The sequence below is a fragment of the Nitrosospira sp. TNL200 genome, from assembly GCF_055386305.1.
In genome coordinates this window covers 1,845,520-1,868,445 of record NZ_AP041003.1, presented here as the reverse complement: position 1 = coordinate 1,868,445, position 22,926 = coordinate 1,845,520, and the positions used below count along the sequence as shown (strand labels likewise).

Annotated in this window: 22 protein-coding genes; 14 read left to right on the top strand and 8 right to left on the bottom strand. The window is 56.5% G+C overall.

Annotation, left to right across the window (positions count from 1 at the left end; genetic code table 11):
• The first annotated feature begins 39 nt into the window (after positions 1-39).
• Positions 40-1,029, top strand: coding sequence for a PEP-CTERM sorting domain-containing protein (locus tag ACZ5CE_RS08345; RefSeq protein ID WP_464574429.1), 990 nt, complete (start codon positions 40-42; stop codon positions 1,027-1,029).
• On the opposite strand, the gene ACZ5CE_RS08340 is transcribed toward ACZ5CE_RS08345, so the two are convergent.
• The 6 genes from ACZ5CE_RS08340 to ACZ5CE_RS08315 all read right to left on the bottom strand — a co-directional run bounded on the left by ACZ5CE_RS08340 (position 987) and on the right by ACZ5CE_RS08315 (position 6,746).
• On the bottom strand, positions 987-1,304 hold the full coding sequence (locus ACZ5CE_RS08340) for a DUF190 domain-containing protein (protein ID WP_464574428.1): 318 nt from the start codon (positions 1,302-1,304) through the stop codon (positions 987-989). The two genes, ACZ5CE_RS08345 and ACZ5CE_RS08340, sit on opposite strands and share 43 nt — an antisense overlap.
• A gap of 112 nt (positions 1,305-1,416) precedes the next feature.
• On the bottom strand, positions 1,417-1,803 hold the full coding sequence (crcB, locus tag ACZ5CE_RS08335) for a fluoride efflux transporter CrcB (protein ID WP_464574427.1): 387 nt from the start codon (positions 1,801-1,803) through the stop codon (positions 1,417-1,419).
• A 280-nt stretch (positions 1,804-2,083) separates the two neighbouring features.
• Positions 2,084-3,178 carry a hypothetical protein gene (locus ACZ5CE_RS08330; RefSeq protein ID WP_464574426.1) on the bottom strand — a complete coding sequence of 365 codons (1,095 nt, stop codon included), beginning with the start codon at positions 3,176-3,178 and terminating at the stop codon, positions 2,084-2,086.
• 285 nt (positions 3,179-3,463) lie between these two features.
• Positions 3,464-3,895, bottom strand: a complete 432-nt coding sequence (locus tag ACZ5CE_RS08325) for an OsmC family protein (protein ID WP_464574425.1) — start codon at positions 3,893-3,895, stop codon at positions 3,464-3,466.
• A gap of 248 nt (positions 3,896-4,143) precedes the next feature.
• The gene (gene nhaA, locus ACZ5CE_RS08320; RefSeq protein ID WP_464574424.1) at positions 4,144-6,030 is read right to left on the bottom strand and encodes a Na+/H+ antiporter NhaA; all 1,887 of its coding nucleotides are present in this window, start codon (positions 6,028-6,030) and stop codon (positions 4,144-4,146) included.
• Positions 6,031-6,470: 440 nt separating this feature from the next.
• Positions 6,471-6,746, bottom strand: coding sequence for a hypothetical protein (locus tag ACZ5CE_RS08315; RefSeq protein WP_464574423.1), 276 nt, complete (start codon positions 6,744-6,746; stop codon positions 6,471-6,473).
• Between the two features lie 560 nt (positions 6,747-7,306).
• Between ACZ5CE_RS08315 and ACZ5CE_RS08310 the strand changes: the two genes are divergently transcribed.
• Positions 7,307-7,513 (top strand): hypothetical protein, encoded by a 207-nt coding sequence (locus tag ACZ5CE_RS08310; protein ID WP_464574422.1) that lies wholly within the window; start codon positions 7,307-7,309, stop codon positions 7,511-7,513.
• 284 nt (positions 7,514-7,797) lie between these two features.
• On the opposite strand, the gene ACZ5CE_RS08305 is transcribed toward ACZ5CE_RS08310, so the two are convergent.
• Positions 7,798-9,026, bottom strand: a protein-coding gene (locus ACZ5CE_RS08305; RefSeq protein WP_464574421.1) for an IS3 family transposase whose coding sequence is annotated in 2 segments (ribosomal slippage) — positions 7,798-8,750 and positions 8,750-9,026 — 1,230 coding nt in all. Because the reading frame shifts where the segments join, the coding sequence is not laid out codon by codon here.
• A gap of 117 nt (positions 9,027-9,143) precedes the next feature.
• Here ACZ5CE_RS08305 and ACZ5CE_RS08300 point away from each other — a divergent pair.
• From ACZ5CE_RS08300 to ACZ5CE_RS08270, 7 genes are all read left to right on the top strand, one after another.
• Positions 9,144-10,241, top strand: a complete 1,098-nt coding sequence (locus ACZ5CE_RS08300; protein ID WP_464574420.1) for a DEAD/DEAH box helicase family protein — start codon at positions 9,144-9,146, stop codon at positions 10,239-10,241.
• Complete coding sequence (locus ACZ5CE_RS08295) at positions 10,216-10,593, top strand: hypothetical protein (RefSeq protein ID WP_464574419.1); 378 nt, start codon at positions 10,216-10,218, stop codon at positions 10,591-10,593. Before ACZ5CE_RS08300 ends, ACZ5CE_RS08295 begins: the two co-directional genes overlap by 26 nt.
• Positions 10,594-10,843: 250 nt before the next feature.
• Positions 10,844-11,227: a hypothetical protein gene (locus ACZ5CE_RS08290; protein ID WP_464574418.1), complete on the top strand. Its 384-nt coding sequence runs from the start codon at positions 10,844-10,846 to the stop codon at positions 11,225-11,227.
• 134 nt (positions 11,228-11,361) lie between these two features.
• Entirely contained in the window at positions 11,362-11,808 is a 447-nt protein-coding gene (locus tag ACZ5CE_RS08285; protein ID WP_464574417.1) for a hypothetical protein, read from the top strand.
• Positions 11,809-11,946: 138 nt separating this feature from the next.
• Entirely contained in the window at positions 11,947-12,255 is a 309-nt protein-coding gene (locus tag ACZ5CE_RS08280; RefSeq protein ID WP_464574416.1) for a type II toxin-antitoxin system RelE/ParE family toxin, read from the top strand.
• 223 nt (positions 12,256-12,478) lie between these two features.
• Positions 12,479-12,706 carry an AbrB/MazE/SpoVT family DNA-binding domain-containing protein gene (locus ACZ5CE_RS08275; RefSeq protein WP_464574414.1) on the top strand — a complete coding sequence of 76 codons (228 nt, stop codon included), beginning with the start codon at positions 12,479-12,481 and terminating at the stop codon, positions 12,704-12,706.
• Positions 12,703-13,110, top strand: a complete 408-nt coding sequence (locus ACZ5CE_RS08270) for a type II toxin-antitoxin system death-on-curing family toxin (protein WP_464574412.1) — start codon at positions 12,703-12,705, stop codon at positions 13,108-13,110. Before ACZ5CE_RS08275 ends, ACZ5CE_RS08270 begins: the two co-directional genes overlap by 4 nt.
• 311 nt (positions 13,111-13,421) lie before the next feature.
• On the opposite strand, the gene ACZ5CE_RS08265 is transcribed toward ACZ5CE_RS08270, so the two are convergent.
• The gene (locus ACZ5CE_RS08265; protein ID WP_464574411.1) at positions 13,422-14,522 is read right to left on the bottom strand and encodes an ADP-ribosylglycohydrolase family protein; all 1,101 of its coding nucleotides are present in this window, start codon (positions 14,520-14,522) and stop codon (positions 13,422-13,424) included.
• Positions 14,523-14,730: 208 nt separating this feature from the next.
• Here ACZ5CE_RS08265 and ACZ5CE_RS08260 point away from each other — a divergent pair, with 208 nt between their 5' ends.
• The 5 genes from ACZ5CE_RS08260 to cas8c all read left to right on the top strand — a co-directional run bounded on the left by ACZ5CE_RS08260 (position 14,731) and on the right by cas8c (position 22,913).
• Entirely contained in the window at positions 14,731-15,543 is an 813-nt protein-coding gene (locus ACZ5CE_RS08260) for a dienelactone hydrolase family protein (RefSeq protein ID WP_464574410.1), read from the top strand.
• A 118-nt stretch (positions 15,544-15,661) separates the two neighbouring features.
• The gene (locus ACZ5CE_RS08255; RefSeq protein ID WP_464574409.1) at positions 15,662-17,197 is read left to right on the top strand and encodes a transglutaminase-like domain-containing protein; all 1,536 of its coding nucleotides are present in this window, start codon (positions 15,662-15,664) and stop codon (positions 17,195-17,197) included.
• Between the two features lie 548 nt (positions 17,198-17,745).
• Positions 17,746-20,298, top strand: a complete 2,553-nt coding sequence (gene cas3, locus ACZ5CE_RS08250; protein WP_464574408.1) for a CRISPR-associated helicase Cas3' — start codon at positions 17,746-17,748, stop codon at positions 20,296-20,298.
• Positions 20,291-21,004 carry a type I-C CRISPR-associated protein Cas5c gene (gene cas5c, locus ACZ5CE_RS08245; RefSeq protein ID WP_464574407.1) on the top strand — a complete coding sequence of 238 codons (714 nt, stop codon included), beginning with the start codon at positions 20,291-20,293 and terminating at the stop codon, positions 21,002-21,004. The genes cas3 and cas5c overlap by 8 nt, the downstream gene beginning before the upstream one ends.
• Positions 20,979-22,913: a type I-C CRISPR-associated protein Cas8c/Csd1 gene (gene cas8c, locus ACZ5CE_RS08240; protein ID WP_464574406.1), complete on the top strand. Its 1,935-nt coding sequence runs from the start codon at positions 20,979-20,981 to the stop codon at positions 22,911-22,913. The genes cas5c and cas8c overlap by 26 nt, the downstream gene beginning before the upstream one ends.
• Positions 22,914-22,926: the final 13 nt, after the last annotated feature.

Below are 22,926 nucleotides of genomic sequence, written 5' to 3'. Positions count from 1 at the left end.
ATGACGAATGAGGATTGATGGACCACTGAAGGAGCATTGATGAGCCTGATTCGTAAATTCATGCTTGGCGCCTTGTCGATGGCGCTGGCTGTCGCGGCCGACGCAGTCGTCATCGACGCGGATGGCTCGGGTTCCGGCTCCGCGAGAGACGTAAACACCCTGCAGTGGACCCCGGGCAATACCCTCATCACGCCGGTGGGCAGCGCTTCCATATTTTTTCATCCGCTGGGCGACGTGTTCCAGTTCTATGCCCAGGCTTCGCTCGGCAGCTTCGATGGCAGTATGAGCGGGGCAGGCAGATGGACTTATGTCGCGGGCTACCAGGAGCAGGTGGTCTCCACAATGGGCGCGAACGTCGTGTTCAATACCCTGGCAGGGGGCGACAATTTTTTCAGGATTTATTTCGATCCGACCCCGGACGCCAATCCGGGCAACGGGACGGGATATGGGCCTGATGCCACCAATAGCGATGCCTCGCTCATCCTGTCGGGAAGCTATACCGGCGGGCAGACCGCGATATCCGGTCTGAATATCGCCCCGGGAGGTCTGGACGCTTTCGGCCCCGATAATTATCCGGGGGTGGGCAGCATCACGGCAACTGGAAACAGCGATCTTGCCATTGCCATCGCGAGCTTTGATCCCGCCTATTTCCCGGCCGGCTTGCCTCCCGGATTTACGCTGGATTTTCAGTCCCTGTTCAGCGCACCGTTTTCCCAGGTCGATCCATCCTCGTGCTTCAAGAATGGAAAAGGCGCGCTGATCGATGGGGCCGGCCCGAACACCCTGGGCGGTCTGGAATGCGGTATCAACACGGTGGGAAGCCTGAACGGGGTGGACGGGAGGAACCTGATCCTGATGAGCAGTTCGTCAGGCGTTTTCAGCTCAGCAGAGCCGGTGCCGGAACCCATGTCTCTGGCATTATTGGGAATAGGGCTGGCTGCGATGGGAGCAGGGCGGCTGCGGCTGGAGATGGGGAGGCAGCGTCGTCATTCCGGCAGGAATCCGTATTCGACCGGGAACCGGGCATAGAACAGGTCGATATTTTCCGCCTGCAGCATCTCCAGGAAACGCCGCGTTTCATCCTCGCTCAGCACAAAGCTGACTTCCACCGGCAGATCCGCCGCCAGTTCCAGAAAAGTCTCCTCGTGCAATACGCCATGCCGGCCGAAGCCGGCGATTGCCCGTATCGCGGTGCCGCCATGGAAGCCCATCTTTTTCGCGCGTTCCAGCAGCCATTCGAACAGGAGAATGCCGTTGTGCTCGCGGTATTCTCCCACGTAAAACTTGAGAAATATGCCTTGCATGTCCGGCCTCCTGTTGCTTTTTCCTCCTCACCAATGATTTTCATTTCGCGCTGCCTATTCTTCATTCTATATCGCCTGGCGATATTTTTTTAACCTATCAGGGCTGCCAGGTCTAATGCTGCGCCAGCCACTTGATGGCCATTATGCCGAGTATGGTCATCGCCAGCGAACCGGCGACATGCGCGAAAACAAGGATTCCGGCCCAGTGATATTGTTCCCGCAGGATGAGCGTCACGGTTTCGGCGGAAAAGGTCGAGAATGTGGTCAGTCCGCCAAGAAACCCGGTAATGGCGAACAACCGCGCTTCAGGCGGCAATATGGCATTGCGATGAAAATACTCCAGCGCGATGCCGACGAGGAGGCCGCCGATGAGGTTTGCCGCAAGAGTGCCCAGGGGCAGGGTGGGGAATACGGGATTTAGGGAAGCGCCGAACCACCAGCGCAGCCATGCACCCAGCGCCGCTCCCGTTCCCACTGCCGCAACCGCGTAAATGCCCATTCGCGCGCACTTTTGTTCTGCCAAAGCTGAAGCATACCTCACTTTTCGTATTTCCCTGCAGCAGGTTCGCCGAAGCATGATATTGGAATGCCAAAGGATGGAGCGGCGGGCGGCGCGGCGGCATGCGAATCAGAGCGTGAAGATGCCGGGTAGATGAATGGGCCGGATCAGGCGGGTTGCGTGTTGCTCCATCCCTACGGCGTTGGAAGGTGGTGGGTTGCGCGCCGCTCCACCCACCCTGCGTTGGAAGGCGATGGGTAGCGCGGTGTTCCACCCTATCCTACGGATCTATGGGCGAGAGACGGAACAGGTTAGGGCGGTTGGTCTGCTTGATATCGATGCCGATCCAGGGGTGCATGCCTTCGCTGATCACCAGACCTTCCGCCTTGTCCATTCCCTGGGGGAGCCGCCAATAAGCGCCGTGTTCCACATCGACCTTGTGCTCGGCGGGCTTCAGGGTTTTTTCCAGCCGGATCAGGGTGGCGCTTTCCTGCGATAGCAGGTATACGCGTCCATCCGGGCCAAGCGCGATTTCGCTCGCATCATGGGCGAGTTCATGCAGCTGATCGGAGAATTCCCACACCTTCAGCGCAACCAGGCGGCGCGCAGCGGGTTCCTCTGACCGGTTTGCGCGGTAAACAGGCTCTCCGCTGCTACTGACCAGTCCGGCAAAAGCCTCATCCGGCGCGAGGAATGTATCGGAACCGTAGCCCATCGGCTGGTCGCCCTCCGGTCCGAATTCGATCAGCATGGAGGGCTTCTTTTCCTTGAGCACGAGCACGTGGCCTTTTTTCATGAGTATCATGCCTTCGCCCCTGGAGTTGGGAAATTCCTTCCAGGCTGAATCGAGCTGCGGGAAGCCGGATACATCCAGGCTGAAGAGCGCCCTGGCGTGCTGCAGATCCGTATCCAGGCAGGAGATCTCCGCACGGGTCTCGCTCAGCATGCAGACCGACTCCTTGCCATCGACCGCCACGGCCTCCCACTGGGAGTCGTTGCCTGCTTTTCTGCCCAGAACGTGCGCCGCATCCTGAATCCGGATATCCGGCCCCTGGCTGGCATGGTTCGCGCCACCCGTGCGAAAGCGCGCCACCTGATAGCTTGCATCGCCAATGGCATAAAGATCGATCCCGCCGTTCTTCTCCATCTCGAGGGAGGAATCGCGGATTTTTGCCAGCCCCGACACCTCGGCGATCGGGAGGATGTAGCTGCTGACAATCGCCAGTTGCCTGCCTGGCGCTTCTACCGCGTCGTGCGCGCCGGCGTAAGCCCCATTGCCAGAGCTGCCCAGGACAGTACAAACGCAGATGACGGCTGCCATGGCGCATGCCGCCACGCCGGTGCGTGCCTTATTGGCGGATGTGGATGTGTTCATTGGCATCTCTTTCCATTGCGGCGTAACCCTGTCAGGATGAAAGGAAGAGCCACGCCGATTTCGTTCATATTAGCGTTCATATCGAAAACAACCTCCTGGATGTACTTCAGTCCAATAGGCAGCGTGCGCCAAGCGTGTATGATTCCAATCAGGCAATGCGATTTTTCATCTGCTTTTTCCTCCTAGGCGATAACGCCTTTTGACCCGGCGGCAGGTTTTGCCTCCGGGTTTTTATTTGCCCCTATCTGATTTTGCCCTATTTGTCCTGCGGCGCGGGGCAATCGCTCAGGTTTCGAGCGCGGCGCTCATGGTGATGGTGGCCTTGAATAGCCGCGACACCGGGCATCCCGCCTTCGCCTTGCCGGCGACCTCGTCGAACCTGGCTTTATCCGCCCCCGGAATTTTTGCTTTCACGTCGAGATGGCTATGGGTAATTTCGAAGCCTTCGCCGATTTTCTCCAGCGTGATGGTCGCGCAAGTCTCGATCCTTTCGGGCACCATGCCTGCCTCTCCCAGCATCAGGGACAGCGCCATGGAAAAACAGCTCGCGTGGGCCGCACCAATCAGCTCTTCCGGATTGGTACCCTTGCCGTTCTCGAATCTTGATTTGAAGCCGTAAGGCGCATCCTTGAGCACGCCCGTCTCGGTGGAAATGGTCCCGCTGCCATCCTTGATGCCGCCCTGCCAGACTGCGTATCCTTTTTTCGTTGTCTTCATGATCGCTCCTTGTCCTTTTGCTGCATTAAAAACACGCTATCCCAAAACCTGGAGAATTCCGCGAACAGCGCGAGCCATGGTGATCCAACTGCCGGATTCAGGTTGAAACCGGAAATCATACATGGATGTCATTTCCCTTCTGTGCGGCATATCACCAAGGAAGCGCTGAACAAATCCTTACTGGGCGCGTTGCCGGTAAAATCGGGATGATCAGACCGCCGCCGTTGCCGGCAATCGCCTGGCGCAAATCACCTGGTATCACTTGGTATCACCCGCTCTGGCCGGGAATCAGGAGGCCCCATTCTTGCAAACCACAGTATTGCCGTTCCCGTCAGCGCGGAAAGTACCGATCCCACAAAAATCGCGATCTTGGCAGCGGCAAAATCGGCCTCGACATGGAAAGCCTGGCCTGCAATGAAAAGGGACATGGTGAAACCGATTCCCGCGAGCGCTCCCGCCCCTGCGAGTTGGCGCCAGGTATACGCCCTGGGTTTGGCCGCTATTCCCAGTTTTACCGCGAGCAGGGTTGCGGCGATGAACCCCAGCGGCTTCCCGGCCACGAGGGCGGCGGCAGTGCCCAGCATGAGCGCCTCGCGCCCGGCAAGCGCGGCGGCATCCAGCACCACCCCTGCATTCGCCAGCGCAAACAGCGGCAATACCAGGTAACTCGATCGCGGGGCCACGTAGCGCAACATGCGCTCCGCGGGCGATTCCAGCCGGTCGTGGATCGCATCCAGCGCTTCGAGAGAGGATACGGAGGGCCCGTACCGCATGACTTCTCTTCCGCGCTTCATTTCCGCGCTCAGGATGGCGTCGGCTTGCAGCATCAGCGTCTTGATATTGGGTGGCGGGCGAGTGGGGATGAAGAGTGCGAGAACGACGCCAGCGAGGGACGCGTGCACGCCGCTGCTGTACACGCACACCCAGAGGCCGATGCCCAGCAGCACGTAAGGCGACGGCCGATAGATCGCAGCACGGTTGAGCACGGCCAGCAGGCCGGTAATGGCGGCGGCGCCGGCAAGGTAACCTGCCTGCAGCGTGTCGGTATAAAAGGCGGCGACGACAAGAATCGCGCCGATATCGTCCACGATGGCCGCGGCGGTGAGAAAGACTCGCAGCTCAACCGGAACGCGTCTGCCCATCATGGCGATCAGCGCCACCGCGAAGGCGGTATCGGTCGCCATCGGCACGCCCCAGCCCCACCGCCATGCGCCTTCCGAGCCTTCCGGCCCGGCGGGAACCAGCATCGTGTACATGACAGCGGGTACCGCCATGCCACCGATAGCGGCGGCGACGGGCAGCATGGCCGACTGGCGGGTGGCAAGGTGGCCCACCGTGAATTCCCGCTTGATTTCCAGGCCTACGACGAGGAAAAAAATAACGAGCAGGCCGTCGTTTATCCAGTGGCGCAGCGAAAGATTGAACTGGCCTCCGTCGAATACCACGCCCAGTTGCAGATCCCAGAACTGGTTGAAGTACGGCCCTGCCGCCGTATTGCTGAGTATCACTGCCAGCGCCGTGCCCACCAGCAGCAGCAGTCCGGTGGAAGGCGCCCACTTGGCAAAGTCCAGCGCGGCGGCGTGAACCACATGGCCGAGCGAACCCAGCATGGCCTCGGAAAGCGAAATCCCGTCCCATGGGCCGTCATAGCGCCGATCATTGATGAAAAACGTAGGCGTGACGAGCACGCCGCTGTCGGCGGCACTCTGTATGTCTGCATCCACCCGTGCTTTAGCCCCAAGAGTCCCTTCTTCGCTATCGGGGGCATTCTGCACTTCCAGGACCTGGTCAGCCGCGATGGTATTCAGGTCATCTTCGGTCAGCACATCCGGGTGTGTCATGAGCGCGACATGCACATTCCAGAAACGTGCCGGATCGGCATAGGATTCCACCAGCTCCGCCGCGCGGCGGGCGATATCGTTTCCTGGCAGGGGGCGGTGACGGAACACGTAGCGCAGGCGGTTGCCAAACTGGTGCCGCAGCCGCGCGACGCGCTCATGGGCAGCGCGAGAGGAAGCATCCGCATAGCTGCCATATTCGACCAGCGTTATTTCAGCGTCGGGGGGGCCCAGAATATGATCGTATGCCTCATCCACCGGCCGGTCGAGCCGGTTTGGCGGCGCATCTGGCGTCATTTTTCCCGGTTATCGTCTGGTTTGCGCATGAGACAGGCATGAGGCAGGCATGAGGCAGCGAAGATGCACAGGAATTCAACTTGAATCTGGCAGTGGAAATAAGCGGTCAACTGCCGGATTTAGTTCAAGTAAGGAATCGCAAATTCGCTGCTCCGGTGCAGTTGTAAAAGGGGATGGAGCAGGCGTGAGAAAACCTTGCAGTGGCCGATGAAGGATATCCAGACCGCCCCAGGATAATCAGCGGCTATTTATTGATTGACTATTGATTGATCGATTGATCTGCGAAGCACGCACCGATCAGCTTGATCTGCCCGAGCAGGTGTGGATCGATCCGCAGTTTGCCCATCGTATCAGGCGAGGCCAGGATAGGATGACGCTGGGAGCTGCCTTATGTGAATCCAGACCGGCATTCCGCACTGTCCCACGACGGAAGGGTGCGCTCAATAAATGAGCAGGCTGTTTCTTAAATCCGCGCTCAAGGGAGAGTCGGGGGAATCCTCTTCGTGGTTATCCAGGTATTGCAGCGCCCTCGATAACCCATCCCGAAGTTCCCGAGCCTGTTCCGCCCGCATTACATACGGTCTGCCCGGATCGGCTTCCGCGAGCTTTTGCTCCTCATGGGAGAGGAAAGGGAATCGCACCGAAAGCACGCCCTCATCCGGCGCTGTTTTGATTTCCCATCCGGTAATGGGGAAAGAAAAAAGATCGTTGTTCATGGAACACCCGCGAGAAATTTAAGTTTGAATGATCAAATCTAGCAAAAAATAGCTGTTTTATCCGTTAACCAGCGCACATAGGAAAGCAGTCCGGAATTTCCCTAAAAGGCGCCAGTCGGGTACGAATGGGGAGTACCAACGGATACCAATGGGCAATCATCGGGACTTTCCCTCCTGTACTTTCGTCCGCGCTTTTGCCGTTTTCCCCGTGGACATCGGTCCAATAGTTATTCCCTCCCAACCCTGTAAAGATACGCATCGAACCCTGGATAGGCCCTCCAGCGGAAGGCGCGTCCTGCAGCGCGGCCCGGCATCCCCCTGAAACATCCGCCGGGTACGAGTGAGCAGGAAAGTGTTCCCTGCAGTTAAAGGAATGCTTTGAAGTGCCGTTATTGATTTGCCAGGCTTCGGACACCTGGCAGGTCAGTGATCCGCTTCCGCGCTTTTTAGCAGCATTGCGGGAGAAGCATGCCCATTCCCGCAATGTGGAGGGCTTATCTCAGCGGTTCAATGAATATGTTGGACTGCTTCAATCTCATTGTTTCAGTCTGGCTATGAACATGACATTTCCGCGGACGCGAATCGTGATGATCGCGTTGATGGTTGGCCTGGCATGGAGTGAAGGGCGCACGCCGGGTTTTCCGGCGGGAGAAGAGCCGGGAAAAGCATTTGACAGAGCCCCGGATCATGGAACTGGAACGGATTCCCCGGTTCTTTTGACCCTTCCTGGCCCTGCCGGCATCGATATAACCCTTGCTCCGGAATAGTTGTAACGGCTGAGCCGGGGATTTAGACTATCTGTCTTTATCCGTCAGGTTTATGCCGAGGCCCATACCGTGGAGATTTTGCGAGTGAAACACGCGGCGCAACAGATGCCATGACATTCGAGAATGCAAAAATGCAGTCAGATTACGCTTCGCTAATCTGACCTACAATTGAGCATGATTTGAGCATGATTTGAGCATGATCTTGGCTGGGGTTTATAACTTCTTTCCAGAGGAGAAGTGACGGTTAAAGTGGACCCCTCAGTCAAGACAATATCAGGTTGAGTTTAAGAGGGTAGCTGATCACATGCAGCGGAACGGCGCTGCTCCGATTCGGTTTCTGAGTGAGATGTTTCTCGCTCACTGAATTTATCCACAATTCTTGCCCCGCCGCCCCTTGCTGTCTGGTAGACCTCGTTGGGCGTGCGATAGTCCAGCGACTGGTGTGATCTTTCCGTGTTGTAAAACACAAAGTATTCTGTCAATCCCAGCAGCAGTTCAGGCACGGTGGCATACCCTTTCAAATACACGTCCTCGTGCTTGACGCTGCGCCAGAGCCGTTCCACGAAGATGTTATCCAATGCCCGTCCGCGTCCGTCCATGCTGATGGCAATACCATGCGCCTTGAGCACTCTGATGAATGCCTCTGAGGTAAACTGGCAGCCCTGATCGGTATTGAATATCTCGGGGGGGCCACAGGTCTGCAATGCCTGCTCCAGGCAGTCTACACAGAACCCGCTATCCAACGTGTTCGACACGCGCCACGTCAGAACTTTGCGGCTGTACCAGTCGATCACCACTACCAGGTACACAAATCCCCGCGCCAGGCGAAGATAAGTAATATCGCTGCTCCACACCTGGTTGGGCCGTGTCACCTCTACCCCGCGCAGCAGGTACGGATAGACCTTGTGCTGCTGGGTGGCGCGACTGGTATTCGGCCCCGGCGCCATGCCCGCCAGTCCCAGCTTGCCCATGAGCCGCTGCACTCGCTTGCGGTTGATGCGATGCCCCATGCCGCGCAAGTACACCGTCATCTTGCGGCTACCGTAAAAAGGATGCCTTGTGTATTCGGCATCGATCTGCACCAACAGGATCAATTCCTGTTCGTCCGGTTCAACAGCCCGGTGCGGTGCATAGGTGGCGGAACGAGCGACCCCCGCCAGCTCGCATTGCCGGGTCAGTGCCAACTGATCATTGGGACTGACCCAGCGCTTGCGCTCTCCTATAGACTGATCCCGGACTTTTTTTTAAGCCAGTCCAGTTCCATCTTCAGCCGCCCGATCTCAGAGTAGAGTCGCTCCGGGCTGGCGGATGGGTCAACCGGCTTGGGGCCGCGCCTAATGTCGAATATCCCGGATGCCTGCCCCTGCAACTCCTTCTTCCACAACCCCACCTGGGTCGGATGCACCCCAAACTCCCGGGCAATCTCGTTTACCGTCTTGACTCCCCGGATCGCTTCAAGCGCCACCTTGGCCTTGAACTCACCACTGAAATTCTTGCGTTTCTTCTCACTCACTGCCTACTCCTTTTTATAGCAGGCTACCATCTTAAATCACTGTCCAGTATCTGGGGTCCACTATAGGTCGAGCCGGGCAGAGGGTATTCTGGCACGTTGCGTATATCCGGTTTATTCATGTCGAATCCATTCTTTGATCGTCCCATCCTGAACTCACCCTATGCGTACCCACTCCGTCACTGGGAGCTGGATGAGCACGGGCAACCCACGCAGAAAATTATCGAAACCCGCCGCCGTGCGGAGTTCATCACGCCGATCCCGAAGCCGAAGAAGCGGAAACGTGCCGCCGCACAGGAGGCCTTCGTTTTCGATGATGGCAAGGGGCTTTCAACAAAAGCACAGCAATACGACCCCACATCTATCATCAGAGAGGTGCGCGGCCAGGTGGATGTCTGGCGATCCTTGCCCAATCCCAATCAATGGCAGGTCACGCCCGAGACAGCCCGTCTTCTTCAGCATTGGCGACATCACACGTTCAGCGCTATTCGCCCGTTCTTCTGCCAGGTCGAGGCGGCGGAAACCGCCATCTGGCTCACCGAAGTGGCGCCCCAATCCAGGAACGGGAAGCGCATGCTTGAGCATCTTGTGTCAGCGAACCGGGATGCCAATCCGCAATTAATGCGATTCGCGCTGAAGCTGGCTACCGGCGCCGGCAAGACCACGGTGATGGCGATGCTTATCGCCTGGCAGACCATCAACGCCGTACGGCGCCCCGCGAGCAGGCACTTTACGCGCGGTTTCCTGATTTGCGCGCCCGGCTTGACGATCAAGGACCGTTTGCGCGTCCTCCAGCCTAACGACCCCGACAGCTACTATAAAGACCGCGAGCTGGTGCCGGGCGACATGCTGGATGACGTGAACCGCGCCAGGATTGTGATCACCAACTATCACGCCTTCAAGCTGCGCGAGCGCATCGAGCTTTCCAAAGGCGGACGCCAGCTTCTCCAGGGCCGCACGGGCGAAGAACCCAGGACGCTCGAAACCGAAGGCCAGATGCTCCAGCGCGTGATGCCCGAGTTGATGGGCATGAAGAATATTCTCGCGATCAACGACGAGGCGCACCACTGCTATCGCGAGAAGCCGAAAGACGCAGACGATGAGGACCTGAAAGGCGACGAGAAGAAGGAGGCCGAGAAGAACAACGAAGCGGCTCGGCTCTGGATTTCCGGTCTCGAAGAGCAGGAAGGTAGTGTTCGACTTCGCGGTCGTGGATGAGGCGCAGGATATCAGTGTCGCCCATCTCAGGTTCCTTGCCGCCCTGGGTGACAGTCGCGCCAATGCACTCTTTTTCGCCGGCGACCTCGGCCAGCGCATCTTCCAGCAGCCTTTCTCATGGAAGGCCATCGGTATAGACATCCGGGGGCGCTCGCGCACCCTGCGCATCAATTACCGCACTTCCCATCAAATTCGCGCGCAGGCAGACCGCCTGCTCGGCCCTTTGGTCACCGACGTGGATGGCAACACCGAGCGCCACTTGCTGTACGTTGCCTGTACACGGGCGAGGGATCACCTGCTGGTGACAAGTACCGGACCGGCGTCGGAGTTTCTCGATGACATGCGAGTTTAGAACTTTAATGAACGAATCATAATTTATTGGTTTTCAGCACGCAGCAGATTGCCGTAGATTCGTTGTTGGAAATACGATGAATTCGATATTCGCTGCATTATGGAGTCCTTATGGAACCAGAGCACTTTGATCTGAACGATATCGAGAACGAACCCACCGACGAGCAATTGGAAGCCCTTATGATATTGGTAGCTGCGGAGGCTCGGCGGCGGGCGGAGATCGCAGCCGCTAACCGGCCCCCGGAATCTACATGAACGAAAGCTTGAAGCCACGCCTGATCGTGGTTGCCGGACCTAACGGGACAGGAAAAACCTCACTTACCGAGCAGCTCCTCAGACACGAATGGATGGAGGGTTGCGTGTATATCAATCCGGTAGTGCCCGTACCTTCGCCGGACAAACCCAAGCGTTTTCATGGCACAGTCCATCTTGATCCTACCCGCGTGGGCCGCGATGCCAGCCGCATAGCAGATGAAGTGATTGCCCATCTATCGGGTCTTGTGGGTGCCGAGGTAAAAGTGACGCTTGAAATAGAGCCGCGCATCCCGTTAGGAGCTACCGACCAGATTGTGCGGACTGTTACCGAGAATGGGCGGACTCTCAAGTTTGTGAGCCAGGGGTTCGAGAAGGAGTGAATGTTCCAGCCAAGGGGAATCCAGTTCAGTATCCTCCAATTTTAGCGTGAAGCGGGAGGAGCGCTTGCAGGTTTTCAATAAGACTTGCACAATACATGTTGTTAACGTTAAACATCGGGCAAATCATGCGGAGCATGACACTTGAACAGCTTCGTGCAGCCAATAATGCCGGCGGCGTGACTTCCGTCACTCTTAAAGGGCAGGGCGGGGTGTTTCTCGTCCAGATTGCCACTCGTAGCGGCGTCGACGCCACACTGGCGAAAGCCCGCAGCAGCGAACCGCGCCGCTTCGGCAATCTAACCACCGCCTTGAATGTGCTGCGCGACTTGGGCATTACCATCGGCCAGTTTGACGCCAGTGAGTGGAATCCGGCGGAGAAGGAACTTGCCCCAGGCACAAGCAGCCGGGCCGAAGCGTTGCGCAAGGCCCACCAGGCCGCCGCTTATTCTGAGTGGCTGACTGCCGAGATCCAGGAGGCTATCGACGACCCCGGGTCAAATCTCTCACATGAGAATGTCATGGCCGGAATGGAGGCTGATATTGCCGCCCTTGCAAAGCCGGCCAGGAAGGTGCGCGCATGAAGGGAGGGACATCGCCGCCGATGGGTAAGGAGTGTTCGCCTTCATCGCTCGCTTGAATAGCTGCCTCGATAATCTGGGCTACCGGGTCGATTTCAAGGCGATTGTGCGCTTCTGGCGCCTCGATCTTACCGATTAACCATGACGAAGGGCGGGACCCTTTACCGCATCGAATGGCGGCCGAAGGCACGTGAGGATGTGCGCGCCATCGTGGCCTACATCGGCCAGGACCAGCCGGCCAGGGCGCGCAGCTTTGGCCAGGAGCTGCGCGACAAGATCAAGCCGCTTGCACAGCACCCGAGGCTTGGCCGCAGCGGGCGGCCCGGCCTGCCGGGCTATGCGCGCGAGCTGGTAGTGCACCGGAATTACATCATTTTTTATCGTGTATTGGCCGAAGCCCATACCGTGGAGATTTTGCGAGTGAAACACGCAGCGCAACAGATGCCATGACATCCGGGTGTGCAGAATGTTGTCAGATTACGCTTCGCCAATCTGACCTATAAAACCATATGTCATAATAGAATGAAGTTGTCGGATTACGTTTCACCAATCCGATCTACATTTGTTCAGGTAAAGGTGTGCAGCGGGGGGGCATTTCTGATTGGGTTTAAAAAGAGATCTTGCAGGGTCTATATCGAGTTATTACAATTGTAATAACAGTGGAGGCACTCCCATGATTGAGCTCAAGGTCAGGAAATTTGGAAATTCACTGGGGGTTGTTCTCCCGAAAGAAGTCATCAACCGCCTCCATACCGGAGACGGCCAGCCGCTTTTTCTGGTCGAGGCCACCGATGGGAGCTATCTCATCACGCCCTACGATCCCGGCTTCGAGAAAAAGATGGAAAAGGTTGAGGATATCGCCAGCCGTTACCGGAACACGCTGCATGTCCTGGCGAAGTGAAAGAGATCAAAGTAAAGGAGATCATCTGGCTGGAAGAGCGGGATGTGCTCACTATTCATGAACGCCTGCTTGCGCTGGATGGCGGCGCGTCCGGTCTTCGCGACAAAACGCTCCTGTCATCGGCTCTGGCACGGCCGCGCCAGCAACTGGCGTATGCCCTCGATGCGGACATCATCGGCATGTCGGCTGCTTATGCCGCTGGAATCATTGGCAATCATCCCTTCGTGGACGGCAACAAACGCACCGGGTTTGTCGCCGGAATCCTTTTTCTTGAGCTCAATGGCTATCGGTTCACCGCCAGTGAAGAAGATGCAGCGCGGGCTGTGCTCTCGCTGGCGGGGCGTGCGATGGATGAAGAAGGATTCGTGACATTTCTTCGGGCGAATGCCATAACGGAAACCTGATTTGCAAAAAAGGCGGCTTAATCCGACGGATGAGCGGGTTGCCAGATTACGCTTTGCTAATCTGACCTACGCCAAATATGTCATAACAGAATAAAGTTGTCGGATTACCTTTCACTAATCCGACCTGCAAAACTGGTCCATCGTGGCGGTGTCGCTGTTGGAGGGCGCCAGCAGCGCATCGGGAGAGGCGAGCCGTGGGTGCATGGAACCTCTCCAACCTGATGTACAAAATGTTGTCTGATTACGCTTCGCTAATCAGGCCTGCAATCCACGCCGCAAAGAGCAATCCACAGACACGATTTTGCCGTTCTTCAGTTTCCTTCGCCGGCAGACGAGGGGCCGGCTTTGGATGCCAGTTTCATCGCAAGTCGCTTGAGCTCTTCAATTTCTTCCAGGCCATCCAGGAATCGTTGGGGAATGCCGGATAGGCCGGTTTGGGCGCCCACCAGCGCCCCGGCCAAAGTGGCGCGCGCCTGGTTTTGCCCGCCGCCATTCACGGCGTTGAGCACGGCCGATTCGAAGTCGCCGGAGAAGCGGGCGGCGAGATAGTAGGCTGCCGGAAGCTGGTGATAAATGGCGCAAGGCATGCCATACACGATGGATACCTTCCACGCGGGCTCTATCCGGATATCCGGGTCTACCGCGGCGGCAGCCACGTACGAGGGCGTGAGCAGGGCATCCGGAGAGGCGAACCGCCCAATGCGCGGCGGGTCGGCATCGCCCGGCTGCGGCGGTTGCAGATCGTCGTGAGTCACCGCGTGGAAAGGCAGCTTTCCGTTCTTGACCAGCCGCATGAGCTTGCCAGAGAGGCTTTTATTGAGCGTGTGCCCCTGAACCAGGAGGCCCAGCACTGCTCCATAAGCGACTGTCATCGACAGCACGGTATCGTCGATCTGGGTGAGGCGGGCATTGCTGGAGATGGCAGTTGCCAGTTCCTGCGGCTGGAAGGCATAGCGCACCGCCAGGGCGAGGGTGCGTTCGATCGCTTCGGTAGTATCGGCGTGTCCACCGGTTTGCCCCCAGGGCAGTTTCTGCTGGACGCGCTTGCGCCAGGCGTCGCGGATCGACTGGCTGGTGTATCCTCCCGGTCCGTTCGCCGGCGTGCCGTCGAGCAGGGGGAAGAGTTCTTCATCCATGCGCCGGCAAAAATCCGTTTCGTCATAGCCGCCGCGCTCGACCAGCGAGCGCAGCATCAGCTTGAGAATGATGCCCGCCTGGGAGAGTTGGCCCGCCTTGAGGCCACTATGGTAGCGGCCGGGTTTGGGATCGGTGTAGGTCGTGATCCACTCGCCATAGTCGCGGCGGAGTTCTTCCAGGTCATAGTACCAGTGGGGGCCAAGGCCCATGGCGTCGCCGATGAAGGCGCCCATGATGGCGCCGGCGGCGCGGTCCTGGATTTTGGAATCAGTCATGGTGTGATTCTCCTTCGCATGGTCATGGTATGTGCGTCGGATTACGCTTCGCTAATCCGACGCTACAAAACCACAAACTCAATAAGCGGAATTTCAGCCGGGAGTTGATCATCTCATGATTTGCCCATACCATGCGCAAGGAAGTGCCAAATAAATCCACCGAAAGGTGAATCCAATAATTTCCCATAATCGATTTTTGCCGACAATCATGAACAAACTCATATTCACTGCAATCTTCTTATTCTTGAGCTCGGGGGTGCAGGCAATGGTGCAGGGAAAGGAAGTGACGTACAGCAATAACGGAGAAACGCTGAAAGGGTATCTCGCCTATGACGATGCAATCAAGGGGAAGCGGCCCGGCGTGCTGGTGGTGCACGAATGGTGGGGGCATAACGAGTATGCGCGCAAGCGCGCCCGGATGCTGGCGGAGCTGGGTTATACCGCCCTGGCGCTGGATATGTACGGGGACGGGAAGCAGGCGCATCATCCGGATGAAGCCGGAAAATTTGCCGGCGAGGTGGCGAAGAACCTGCCGCTGGCCAAGGCGCGTTTCGATGCCGCGCTGGAGTTTCTCCGGCGGCAGGTGAGCGTGGACCCCGGTAATATCGCCGTGCTGGGTTATTGTTTCGGCGGCAGCGTGGCGCTGCAAATGGCGCGGCTGGGCGAGGACCTGAAAGTGGTAGCCAGCTACCACGGCGGCCTGGCGACGCAGACCCCTGCGCAGCCGGGCATGGTGAAGGCGAAAGTTATTTCCTTTACCGGCGAGGATGATCCCATGATTCCACCGGAGCAGGTGGCTGCGTTTCGAGAGGAAATGGAAAAAGCCGAGGTCAGCTATAAAACCGTGGTTTTTCCCGGCGCGAAGCACAGCTTCACCAACCCCGCCGCGGATGAGATTGGACGCAAGTTCAACCTGCCTCTCGCCTACAATGTCGTGGCGGACAAGGCTTCGTGGGAGGAAACCAAAAAAGTCCTGGCCGAGGCTTTCAGGCCGGAAAAGAAAAGCAAGGCAGAAAAGTAGAAAAGTAGGGCGCAATAAGCGCAGCGCATTGCGCCACATGGCTTCCCACTATCCGCACGATCTTACCAAATGAGCGGTCAACTGCCGGATTCAGGTTCAATTTTTTGAAAGGATCATCATGTGCTTTGCGAATTCCCGCGTAAATGGATTGCGCCGCTGGAACTGGGATGGAGAACGCATCATTCACGATTCCATCGTTCCCTCTTCGCGGCCCGTTGTCATGAAACAAACGGGGGGGTATGACATCGACGTGCGCGAGTTTCTGGTGACCAGGGATAACGCCATCATGCGGCGTACCCTGAAGGGGGACCTGCGCAAGTTCATCGGGAAGTTGAAAGGCGCTTCGTGGGACCTTTTCGTGTCGCGCGATCCCGGCTCATTCGACCTGCGTGCCTACGTCATCACCGAGTTCGTTTCGCAAAAAATCGAATACCGGCTCACCGAGGGGCTCGACCCCTGGCAGTTTCCGGATGAAACGCTGAATTTGCGCTCCGGCGACTGCGAGGACCGCGCGCTGCTCATCGCTTCGATGCTGCTGGCGAGCGGCGTCAGTTCATTCAACGTGCGCGTGGCGCTGGGCAAATTCCGCGCCTGGTTCGGCAGGAAGCACGAGGATATCGACCATGTGTGGGTGATGTACAAGGACGAGGCCGGCAAGTGGCAGGTCATCGAGCCGGCGCATGCCGCCCATTCGGAAAAAGCGGAGGAAAAGGGGAGCAAAAAGGTGGGTACGCGGGGAAAGATGCCGCATCTGCCGGACAGTGCCGAATATATTCCGCTCTTCATTTTCAACGATGTGCACCTGTGGACGATGCAGAGCCACACGCTTTACGAGGGGAAAAAAGCGGTGCGCCTGAGGCGCGACTGGTCCAAACTCGATCCCAGCTTTGCGGGATGGGTCCATAAAACCATACTCAACGAAGCGCTTACGCCGGACATTTGCCCGGATTGGGTATTGAAGTCCCTGAATGGGCATTTTACGAGCTTCCTGTGGAGAAGAAGCCTTACCGTGGATGATGTGGATCTGCCGGGGAGCTACGACCCGAGAGACCATTTCGATAATGGCTACATCGAAGAAAGCTGGAAGCAGGTTGCCGACCGCCTGGCGCAATTCAAGACAGATGGCGTCCGGAACCTGGATTTGTTTCACCGCGCCGCGCATGCCATCGGCGATTTTTATGCGCACAGCAGCTACGGGCAGTTTGGCGCAATCCGGAATGGCATACTGGCTCTGTATGACCCCGGCAATCCTGCGGCATCCCTCCCGCAAGCGCCGGAATATGGAGCGGGCTCGGATTTCGACATCGCTTCGGGAACGTTGAAATTCACTATCAATGGCCGCTTATGGAAGGGGAGCTCCCAGGAAGCCGCGGCTTTGTGGAAAGGCAAGCTGATTTCCGGGCGCTACGCACAGAAGGACGATTCGAAGAAGATCGTGGAGGCGATCACATTCATTCCTGCGGCGCTGACAAAAGACAAAAGTTTTCGCTTGCGCGGATCGCTTCCCCACCATAACGAAATTGCGGTGGACGAGGACCAGGGCCGCAATATTCTCTATGACAAAGGAAAGTTTGCGGCGCAGTACCAGCTCAGGAAGGATGCGGCGGTGCGGCATATCCGGCAGGCATTTGTCGAGAACTGGAAGCAGCCTTGATGAAATATCCGATATGAATGCCTGTTAGCCCGGGCGGTCGAATGCCGGATTGCCGGCAGGGTTCCTCTTTTAATCTCTGCGGGTTTAATTCCCCGCCTCCTGGGGCGAAGGCTGGCTGAAAGCCAGCGAATTATGAAAGCGTAGTTAATACCCCGCTGCTTGCGGCGGGGTGCTTTATTCGCCCCGGCTCCTTTGCAGCCCTCATCTGCCGGCAATCTTCTCCCGCCGCGCCATAACGGCAGGCACGTTCTTATCACCAGTGCGCCGCGTGTAAACCCCTACCCCGGATTTGATCGGGCTATCCAAAAAACAAAAAAATGGCCTCGATAGGCGGGGTGTATGAGGCTCAGCCCTGAAATACCCCTACTCAGCAGTAGGTGTACCATGGTCCAATGGCTTTAGCCTCTCAGGTCCTTAGAATGAAAACACCGGTCAATGAGCAAAATCGTGGATTATCACGGAGAGGTGATCGCGTGTCGGTGCTATTTATTCATGCAAACATTTTACTGAATGGTTGGCAGTGCTCGACATGAGTAAGTGAGTCATTGATGAAAACGCATTCGACGAACAAAATGGCCCGAGGCATAGAACAGGGAGACGTAACGAACAAACCGCTGTTCATCGCTCACCATCGTGAGTCGGATGGAGCTACGCAATCACTCGCGATCCATTTGTGTAATGTGGCGATGCTGGCGAACAAGTTCGCAGGGAAAGTCGGTTTGGATAAACAGGGGGAGCTGATCGGCCTGCTCCATGATTTGGGGAAATTCAGTGCTGCGTTTCAGGCTTACATCAAGTCTGCCGTCGGCTTAATCAACCAAGATGAGGATGAAGACTTCGTCAATGCAGCCGGACTAAAGGGCAAGATAGATCACTCGACCGCCGGAGCCCAACTGGCATGGCGAGAACTTTCCAAACAGGGACAGCTTGGGCAGATCGTTGGACAAATTCTCTCACTTTGCATCGCTTCCCATCATTCCGGGCTGATCGATTGTCTATCTTCCGATACGAACAGCCTTGGCGAAGATGTTTTTAGTAGGCGCATGAGCAAAGCCGATGACCGCAGTCACTTCAATGAAGCGTGTATCAATGCTGACGAAATTATCCTTGCCCGGGCTCGCGAGCTCATTGGCAGACCGGAAATGCTCAAAGCCATGCAAGCAGTAATTTCCGGGATCGTGCGCGCCGCACCGGAAAAGAATGATAAGAGCATTGTGGTGCAACAGCAGATAGGGCTGCTGGTGCGCTTTCTGTTCAGTTGCCTCATTGATGCTGACCATATCGATAGCGCCGATTTTGAGAACCCAAAGAGAAAGAAACTCAGGGAAAATAGGGGATATGCCGCGTGGGACGTTTTGATCGGTCATCTGGAAAAGCATATTGAAACCCTTCAGCCCAAGCATCCTATCGACACTCTACGGCAAGACATCTCCCGCCATTGCCTGCAGGGCGCATCCCGTGACAAAGGTATTTACACTCTGACAGTGCCCACTGGGGGTGGTAAGACTTTAGCCAGTCTGCGATTTGCGTTGCATCACGCAAACAAGGAAACAAATGGCATAAAAATGGATCGGGTGATCTACGTTATTCCATTCACGTCCATCATCGACCAGAACGCCGACGTGGTGCGAAAAATTCTTGAACCGGATGGCGTGGAGCCGGGCAGCGTAGTTCTCGAGCACCATTCCAATCTCACCCCAGAAGAACAAAGCTGGCGCGGAAAAATCCTGACTGAGAATTGGGATGCACCCGTCATCTATACCACCAGCGTCCAGTTTCTCGAAACCCTGTTTGGCGCCGGCACCCGAGGCGCGCGGCGGATGCACCAGTTGGCGAATGCCGTACTTATTTTCGATGAAATCCAGGCCTTACCCATCAACTGCGTCCACCTATTCAATAATGCGATGAATTTTCTGGTCGAACAGTGCGGCAGCACCGTAGTCCTGTGCACCGCCACTCAACCGCTACTGGACAAGGTTGATGCAAACAAAGGAGCCATCCGAATACCTGAGGGTAACGAACTCATGCAGGATGTAAAAAAATTGTTCGATGACCTGAAGCGCGTTGAAGTGAAAAACCAACGCAAACCCGGTGGGTGGACGGGCAACGAGATTGCCGCGCTGGCGCTGGAAGAAACCCGTCGCGCAGGAAGCTGTTTGGTAATCGTGAACACCAAGAATTCCGCACAAACCCTGTATCGCTTGTGTAAAGAACAGAAGGATACGCCGGTTTATCATCTAAGCACGAGCATGTGTCCAGCACATCGCAGGACGATCCTGGCCGAGATACGGGAACATCTTGAAGTGCAGCAGCCGCTACTTTGCATCAGCACCCAGTTGATCGAGGCCGGCGTAGATGTGGATTTCGGCGCTGTCATTCGCCTCACCGCCGGACTGGATTCCATCGCTCAAGCGGCTGGTCGTTGCAATCGCAACGGCAGCCGCGAAATTGGTCTGGTTCATGTGGTTAATCTGCAAGATGAAAATCTGAGTATGCTTCCTGACATCCGCGTTGGTCGGGACAAGGCTGAGCGCGTGCTGGACGATTACGAGAAAGATCCGATCAGGTTTGACGGAAACCTGATCGGTCCAGCCGTGATGACGTGGTACTACGAGAATTATTTCTTTGCCCGAAAAGAGGAAATGGGCTACCCGGTTTCCGCCAACCTGTTGGGGCATGATGACACCTTGCTGAACCTGCTGTCAGTCAATTCGATAGCCACAACTCAATATGGTCAGCAAAACGGCCGGATGCCGAGCCACTACCTGCGCCACTCCTTCATGGCCGCTGCCAAGGCGTTCAAGGCCATCGATGCGCCGACACGCGGTGTTATCGTGCCCTATAGTCAAGCCGGGAGTGCAGTCATCACCGAACTTTGCTCAGCCTACCTACCCGATAAAGAATTTGTTCTGCTGCGCCGGGCACAGCAATTCACCGTCAACATCTTCCCGCAAGTCCTGGAGCGGCTGACCAAGGCCGGTGCAGTGCAAGAAATCGTGGAAGGAACAGGCATACTGTTTCTGACCGATTCGCGCTACTACAGCGCCGAGTTTGGTCTGAGTGAAACACCGGAGGGAAAAATGGAGGTTCTCTATGGCTGAAAGAAACAGTATCGAGTTCAAAGTCTGGGCGCGGCACGCCTTATTCACCGATCCAGTGACACGGGTCGGCGGTGAGAAGTGCTCATACCACATTCCCACTTACGAGGCGCTCAAAGGAATCGCCAAGTCAATCTACTGGAAGCCCACCCTTGTCTGGGTGATCGACGAAGTGCGCGTGATGAAGTGCATCCGTACCCAGACCAAAGGCACCAAACCATTGGAGTTTGGCGGTGGCAATACTTTAGCCATTTACACATTCTTGGCCGATGTGGAATACCAGGTACGTGCTCATTTTGAATGGAACACGCATCGACCTGAACTGAAAGAAGACAGGATCGATGGCAAGCACTACGCCATCGCCCAGCGGATGCTGGAGCGTGGCGGCCGACAGGATATTTTTCTTGGCACGCGAGATTGCCAGGGCTATGCCGAACCCTGCGGGTTTGGCTCAGGCGATGGTGACTACGACGGCACAGGTGAACTCGCCTATAGTCTGATGTTCCATGGTTTCGACTATCCTGACGAAACCGGCTTGAAGGAGCTGCATGCCCGTTTCTGGCGACCCACCATGAGCGATGGCCGTGTCCGGTTCCTCCGCCCGGAGGACTGCACCATTCGCAAGTTCGTGCGGAATATGGGCGCAAAGAAGTTCGGCAAGGAAAATTTGCGCAGCGTCGAAGATGAAGCAGTCATATTGGAGTGCTGACATGAGCTGGATTCAGAAACTCTATGAAACCTATGAGCAGTGCAGGGGACATGAACCGCCAGCGTCGGAACGGTTGATGCCAGTTAGCCACACGCCGCAACAAGCGCATATCGAGATCACGCTGGATGCCGATGGCAGTTTTAAAGGCGCCAGAATCGTTCAGAAAGAAGAAACAATAATACCCGCCACCGAAAAATCGGCGGGCAGGACAGGCAAAATTCCACCGCCTCATCCCTTGTGTGACAAGGTTCAGTACTGTGCTGGTGATTACACAGGATACGGGGGTGGAAAACCTTCATTTTTTAAGGAATATGAAGAGCAGCTTGGCAGATGGTGCGAATCCGAATTCAGCCACCCCAAGGCCAGGGCGGTCCTGGCATATATCCGCAAGGGCTGCGTGGTAGCCGATCTGGTCGGGGAAAAAATCCTTCATACTGATTCAGCAGGAAATCTGGTAACCCGATGGACGGACGGGAATCAAATCCCTGACCTTTTTCGTTTACTTACCGCAAAGGCTGGTGAGCGGGATCAAGGAGATGCTTTTATCCGCTGGCATGTCCGGGAAGCTGGCAACCTGTGCACTGCTGTTTGGGAAGACCCCTTCTTGCAAAATTCCTGGGCAAGGTACGACGCGAGCACGAAAGAGTTGATAGGCACATGCATGGTCACTGGCGATGACAAGGCCGCCCTCGCTATGAACCACCCCAAACGAATTCGGGATGCGGGGGATGGCGCCAAATTGATCAGCGCTAACGATGCTTCCGGCTATACGTTCCGAGGCAGATTCACGGACGATACTGGCCAGCAGGCATGCAGCATCAGCTACGAGGTGACCCAAAAAGCACACAATGCCTTACGCTGGCTCATCCGCCGGCAGGCATATCGAAACGAAAAGCAGGTGATCATTACCTGGGCCGTTGCCGGGAAGCCCGTACCTGACCCATTCAAAGACTCGCTCTCGCTCTTTCTCAGCAGTGAAGAAGTCACTACACCAACAGTGGAACCCGAACAGATTGATGTTGGCGATGTGGGTCAGGCATTCGCACTAAGGCTGAAAAAAGCCATTGATGGTTATCGCGCACAGCTCGACCCAACCGAGGGTATCGTCGTCATGGGTCTGGACTCAGCAACGCCAGGGCGCATGGCCGTTACTTTCTATCGCGAACTGCTGGGCTCCGAATTCCTGGACAGAATTCAGGCCTGGCATGAAAAGCATGCGTGGTTGCAAAACTTCGGCAAACAATCCCGATTTGTCGGCGCGCCCGCGCCACGAGATATCGCCGAAGCCGCCTTCGGTCGCCGCCTCGACGACAAATTGCGCAAAGCCACGGTGGAACGGCTTCTGCCCTGCATCGTCGATGGCCGTTCGTTGCCCCGTGATCTCGTTGGCTCGGTAGTGCGCCGAACCTGTAACCCGGCGAGCTTGGAACACTGGGAGTGGGAGAAAAACCTGGGTATCGCCTGCGCCCTGTTCAAAGGATTTTTCAATCATATGGAGTATCAAATGACGTTGGAAACTGACCGGAGATCCCGGGATTATCTGTATGGCCGCCTCCTGGCCATCGCCGAACATATTGAAGGTAGAGCGTTGTATGTTAGCGGTGAAACACGTGATACGTCCGCCGCCAAGCTGATGCAGCGGTTTGCCGACCGGCCAGTGAGCACCTGGCGCACTATTGAACTTGCCCTGACGCCAGCAAAATCACGTCTGCGTGCCAAACGAGCCGGCTTTTTATACGAAATGGAAAAGCTGCATGACGAGGTTGTTTCCAGCTTTTTGGGGGAAGATTTTCTGGATGACCGAAAGCTTACCGGTGAATTCCTGCTCGGCTATCACTGCCAGCGACAGGTCCTGAATCCGCCCAAAGGCAATATCACCGCCATTGACGAAGATACCCCTACCAAATAAGCCACTTTAAGGA